Raw genomic sequence first — 3,265 nt, 5'->3', positions numbered from 1 at the left:
GTTAGGCCTGCCGCCAGCGTTCAATCTGAGCCATGATCAAACTCTTCAATTAAAGTTTTGTTGGTCTTGCGACCGGCTCAATGAATACTGTTAATTCACTACCGAAGTAATGAATGAATTGACTGTGCTGATACCGAAGTATCAATTGGTCACTCAGCTTCATTGATAAATCTTTTGACTAATCATTTCACGAGTGCCCACACAGATTGCATGGTCAAATTGTTAAAGAACAATTCCTCATTCGCATTCGCTCTGAGGAGGTGCGCCATTCTAAAGGTTCAGCGTAAAGTGTCAAACACTTTTTGAAACTTTATTTTCAAAGGCTCTCACCACACCAACCCGTTGCCTGCTTTCTTACTTTTAGAAGCCGCTCTCCGTGTCGGTGAGGCGGCATTATAGAGACTTGTTTAAAGTTAGCAAGCCTAAATATAAAAAAAACTCACGTTCGAACAACATACCACCAATTAATTCATCTTCGCTTGTTTTAGAGACAATATTCTCAGTATATCTCCCCCAACTGCTCTTACACGACACCACTGAGGTTGAAAGCAAAACGCAAATAGTTCATGAAGTATTGATAAAACATAGGCATGTTGCTCCCGATTATATTCAGCTCTACACGTGATCAAGCGGAGATAACCCCTAATCAAAGTAAAAGGGCATGCTTTAACAGCACTGGCATGCTTCTTTAAAATAAACTTCATTGCACCTAGTCGCTCTTTCGACTTCTGGATCGCGTAGCCATCTACTTCATGGGTATAGTGACAAAGCGGTAGGTTCAATACACCGACCTCTCCTTGCTGAGCAACTTTAAGCCACAGCTCCCAGTCTGAGGCGAACGATAGCGTAGGTTCAAACCCACCAGCTTCAACCAAAGCAGACTTTTTAACCACAACCGTACTTGTACCAATCATATTTTCGGCAAATATCAGTGGAGTGAAATTTTTGAAGATAATAAGAGAATAGCGCTGGCTGATAATTCTTTTAAACCTAGGCCAAAAGTTAAAACAGGTAATAATTTTTTTTCCTGATGTTGATATATGCATGTAATCAGTAAAGCTTAATCTCAGTTCCGGGTAGACTGCATGCAGATTTAACTGACGGGTTAACTTTCCAGGCAGCCAATAATCACTAGGCTCAAGAAACGCTATCATGTCACAGCTACAATGCTGAATAGCTATATTTCTGGCCTTCGACACGCCAACCCGATGAGTAAATATCGCTTTTATATCCGCTTGCAACTCTAACCACTCACGAGAACCATCGACCGAACCGTTATCAACAATAATCATTTCTACATTGCACCCCTGCCCCCGAATACTATCAATCGCTCTTGGCAAGGTAGAAAGACTATTATTGTTCACTATTACGACACTGAGCTTAATTGTCTTATCCAAATCTATCCCCCGCAGCATCACAACTCCCTATCCCGCGGACTCTATGCAAGGCCCAAGCCAATCAACATGAGAATCAATCTTGGCATCAATATTGATACTCATGAATAAAACGACAAGCTGCTGCGTATGAACTGGGGGCAGAATGAAAAAGATTGGCTACGTTATTCCCGACTCTCTGGCATTATCAGAGTCCTTTATCGGTATTGAAATTCGAGCCATGATGACTCTTGGCCATCAAGTCAAACCCTATGCTCTAGATGACAAGGTGCTATTCCACCCCATAGATGCTTACTTAGAGCTTAATTGCATCTCGCTTTCAGACGCTTCTATCTATTCACTGTTCAGTATATGGAAAGCCTATCGCTGCCACTCCTTTATTCTCAAGCAACAAGCCATGGGGTATCTGCCTTTACTGCGGAAGGGACTACAACTCGCCTATTTAGCAGAGCGAGATGGCTGCGAACACCTGCATACTCACTTCTCCAGTCATCATGCCGCAACAGCGATTGTTGCGGCCAAAATACTCAACATACCCATTTCAGTGGTGGGTAGTGATGCCAAGAACCTGAATTACGCCCTGCAAGCGGCTAATTTTATCTGTGCAATAACGAAAGAAATGCAGAACGAACTGCAACTTGCAACTGAGCAACCCATCTATCATATTCCATTCGGTGTATACGAGGACAACTACAGCTCTCTAGTGCGGGCATGGCGGCCTCACAAGGATTTTCTCTTAGTCTGTCAAACCGCTGATGCAAAAGAGCTAAGTACTCTAATTATGGCACTAGAGCAGCTCTCCTCTGAAATCAGTATAGATATCGTTGGAAAGCCCTCTCTGCTCTCGCCTATTAAGAAACAGCTCGGCAATTTAGTACTCAATCATCAGATCTCATGTATTAAAAATATGACGCCAAATTGGTACCACCAGCATGCCAGCAACTATAAGGCGCTTATCATGCTCTCTACGGCAAGCACACATCTTAATGATGATACGCATGCCTTCATTATCAAGGAAGCGATGGCTCTGGGGCTCCCCATAATAACAAGTGTTCTCCCCATTTATATTGAAATCCTAGATAGTGAAAGCGGGCAGCTATTTCCGGCAGATGATCCCCATGCTCTTGCCATCGCCATGGAGACTCACCTAAAGCGTAGCGATAGCGACCTGAACTTACAGCGCGCCTACGCTTTCAACCGAGTAATGACCCATTTCACCATCTCACATCAGGCAACTCTGTTGTCGAAAAACATCGAGGCACTTTGAGCATGATGCCACGCTCACACGATATTCTTAACTTGCAAGAGCCTCGACGCCTATGAGCCGACGCAAGCAGCTACTTCTCGCATTGTGTAGCACCATGATGATCTATCTTGTCTGGTTTCAGCAAGGCAACCTGGTGTTGCTAATTGGCGTCTTGTTTGCCCTACCTTTCATTATTAGTCAGGCCTTCATCGTCTGCGTGGGCTTCATCATTTTTTCCTACTTTCGGATCCATGAAGCCTTCCCTGTTCTGGAGCCTCTTCGTATCCCGCAATTACTGGCCCTGGCCAGCCTGGCCGGGCTCGGTTGGCAATTATGGCTCAAACGAGAAACCATCACTTGGCAAAGCCTGCATACCCAACTGGTGATATTCACCGCCTGGGTACTTGTTTCCTGCATCGCTGCAACAAATCGCTCCGAGGCGTTTGCCAATTTCAATGGCAACTTCATCAAGATTTTTATCATGGTGTTTGCGATTAGCTGGCTACCAACCCGACTTAGCCAGCTACAGAAAATTCCATTCTTTCTAATATTGAGCGGACTTTGCATCGGCGGGCTGGCTCTTTACAACAAAGCCAATGGTATTGGACTTGTCGAGGGCACCCGG

The 3,265-nt window shown here is 44.6% G+C and carries 2 protein-coding genes and 1 pseudogene; 2 read left to right on the top strand and 1 reads right to left on the bottom strand.

Annotation, left to right across the window (positions count from 1 at the left end; translation table 11 throughout):
- Positions 1 to 464 precede the first annotated feature (464 nt).
- On the bottom strand, positions 465 to 1,397 hold the full coding sequence (locus tag MHN01_RS21620) for a glycosyltransferase (protein WP_239413367.1): 933 nt from the start codon (positions 1,395 to 1,397) through the stop codon (positions 465 to 467).
- Between the two features lie 142 nt (positions 1,398 to 1,539).
- Between MHN01_RS21620 and MHN01_RS21615 the strand changes: the two genes are divergently transcribed.
- Positions 1,540 to 2,661, top strand: coding sequence for a glycosyltransferase (locus tag MHN01_RS21615; RefSeq protein WP_239413366.1), 1,122 nt, complete (start codon positions 1,540 to 1,542; stop codon positions 2,659 to 2,661).
- A gap of 52 nt (positions 2,662 to 2,713) precedes the next feature.
- Positions 2,714 to 3,265, top strand: a pseudogene (locus tag MHN01_RS21610) (oligosaccharide repeat unit polymerase); the annotation flags it as partial.

Origin of the sequence: Photobacterium sp. OFAV2-7, assembly GCF_022347985.1 — a bacterium.
Taxonomy (GTDB): Bacteria; Pseudomonadota; Gammaproteobacteria; order Enterobacterales; family Vibrionaceae; genus Photobacterium.
The sequence above is the reverse complement of the archived record's forward strand: the minus strand, read 5'-3'. Positions and strand labels throughout refer to the sequence as shown.

Excerpts from the sequence above, each read along its gene's own strand:
- MHN01_RS21615 (WP_239413366.1), top strand. The coding sequence starts at position 1,540 with ATGAAAAAGATTGGCTACGTTATTCCCGACTCTCTGGCATTATCAGAG.